Origin of the sequence: Rhodopseudomonas sp. (assembly GCF_036404135.1) — a bacterium.
Classification (GTDB): domain Bacteria; phylum Pseudomonadota; class Alphaproteobacteria; order Rhizobiales; family Xanthobacteraceae; genus Rhodopseudomonas_A.
In genome coordinates, this window is sequence record NZ_DASWPE010000038.1 from 1 (window position 1) to 2243 (window position 2243).

The following is a 2243-nucleotide window of genomic DNA, read 5'->3' on the forward strand; positions in this document are numbered from 1 at the left end:
GACGCAGCGCGCCTCAACCGCCTTCGCTGACTGCGCGCGGCCGGTGGAACTGCCAGAGCGCGACCTGACACGGGCCGAGGTGGTCAGCCTGTGGGGGCAGGACCGCGCCGCCCTGATCACCTGCCGCGCACGCAATGCTGCCGGCGCCGGCGTCGACCCCGCAACCCTGAACGGAGAAACCGGATGAAGATCACGAACATCACCACCAGCTGGTCGAGCGTCACCACAACGGCCGACGAGATCTGGTCGTCCTGGAACGCGATGGCTATCATTGACACGGAACCGGTCGAGGCAGATCGCCTGGGCATCCCCCTGCTGATCGGGCAGACGATCCCGGTGCCTGCCGGCACCACCGTCTACTACCGGGCGTCCGAGGCGGGCACGCCTGTCATTGCGCGGGTGGCCGGGCTGTGAACCATCCGAGCATCCCCTCAATCCGCCGCGCCGGCGGCGCCACCCGCGCAAGCACCGCGACGGTAGGCGGTAAGGTGGTCATCACCGGCCCGGCCAGCGCTTTCGGGTTTCAGGTCAGCACCGACGAAGGGGTGACGTTCAGCTTCGTCTCTGTCGATGCGCTGCCCTATAACACCGGGGCGGCATCGGTGCAGATCCGGGTCGTGACGATGGCGAAGGGGTTTTCCGTTCCGGTTTCTCCGATCACCCGCATTATTATCCTCATCCTTGGCCAGTCGAACAACGCGGCCCGCGACACGGCTGACGGCCTCGGCGGCTTCGGCTCGAACGTTTGGGCCTGGAACGGCACTACCCTGGTCAGCATGGAAGGGCTTTATGAGCTGCCCAACCCGGACAGCCTTGTCGGCACCGGCCGGATGGGCAACCAGATCACCCTGGCCGCTGCGCTGCGCGCGACCTATCCAGACGCGGAAATCGTGTTCGTGCCCTGCGCCGTGGGCGGTTCTGGCTTCCGGGATACCAAATGGGCGGCAGGCGGATCGGCCTATACCGGCGCGGTCAGCCGGATCAATAGCTACTTCTCGGCATATCCCGACGATACCGTCGCCATGGTGGACTGGGTGCAGGGCGAATGGGACGTGCCCTATCATTCCGAGTGGACTGGCCGGGTCACCGATCTGCGCACCCGGTTGATGGCGTCCTGCCCGAAGGTCACGGCGGACACCCCCTGGACCTTCGGGCAGATCCCGCTTGGCCTGACAAACTCCGGTGGGATCAACAGCAGGATCATCGACCTGCCGCGCCTGATCCCGCATTCGGCGGTTGTCAGCAATGTGGGCCTGACGGTTTTCGATGCTTTCCACTATGACGCGGCCTCGACGCGGACCTTCGGGACACGCAAGCCGGCGAAGTGGGCAGAAGCGGAGGCCGGGGCGCTCTATGGTCAACCGATCCCGACCGGCACGCTGCTGGCGGAGTGGTATCTCGGCTCCGACAACCCGACATATGCGGCAGTCGGTGGCGGTAACGCCCTGACCGTGGCAGGCACCACGCCGACGCTCGCCGCCGGATATGCGCGCCTGCCTGCCTCATCTGGTCTGCTGACCCCGTTCGACGAGACCGCGGCGCATACCATGATTGCGATTTGCCGAATGCCCGCAGCGGCGGCTGTGATCATCATGGGCGCGCCTGCGGCCAGCCCTGCGGGATGGTGGATGTATCGCGAGGCGAACGCCAATTTCCGGCTGTCTGCGCGGTCGCAGCCGTGGGCCATCGAAACCAGCCTTGCGACATTGCCGGTCGGGGAGAGCGCCGAATTCCACGCCGCGTTTGTGGCATTCGGCAATGACCCTGCCGGCACGGCCGACACGCCGCCGCGCTATTCTGTGTGGGGCTATGATGAACGAATCAGCCCGACGACGACCGCCAGCACATACACCGCCCGCGCGCGCTGGAATCCCTCGCTGCCGCGCCCGAACCTCAGCGGCCTGAAACTCGGCTTTGGGAACCCGCACAATTACACGCCGGCCACCTATACCGGGGCCATCGACATCGCCTATGGCGCGGTCTACTCGGGCCGGCTGTCGGATGATAACCTGATCGCGGCGGTCGGTGCGGCGCGCACGGCCTGCGCGGGTCGCGGGCTGACCATGCTGGCAGGGCCGACCTGACACCCCCGACAATCTGACGACCACGCCCCGCTGTCAGTTGGCCGGGGGCGCGGTTGTATCGCCTTTACAGCAAGTGCCCCCTCTGGTTTCGAGTTCGAGAGTTATATTCCATAACACATTGATTTATATGGACTGAACAATGATTAAAGGATAGTTTAC

General features: G+C 65.3%; 2 protein-coding genes and 1 pseudogene. All 3 read left to right on the plus strand.

Annotated elements, in window-relative coordinates; translation table 11 throughout:
• A pseudogene (locus VGC77_RS04400) lies at positions 1-187 on the plus strand (hypothetical protein); the annotation flags it as partial.
• On the plus strand, positions 184-414 hold the full coding sequence (locus VGC77_RS04405) for a hypothetical protein (RefSeq protein ID WP_331170356.1): 231 nt from the start codon (positions 184-186) through the stop codon (positions 412-414). The pseudogene VGC77_RS04400 and the gene VGC77_RS04405, both read left to right, overlap by 4 nt.
• The gene (locus tag VGC77_RS04410; protein ID WP_331170357.1) at positions 411-2084 is read left to right on the plus strand and encodes a sialate O-acetylesterase; all 1674 of its coding nucleotides are present in this window, start codon (positions 411-413) and stop codon (positions 2082-2084) included. Before VGC77_RS04405 ends, VGC77_RS04410 begins: the two co-directional genes overlap by 4 nt.
• Positions 2085-2243 lie beyond the last annotated feature (159 nt).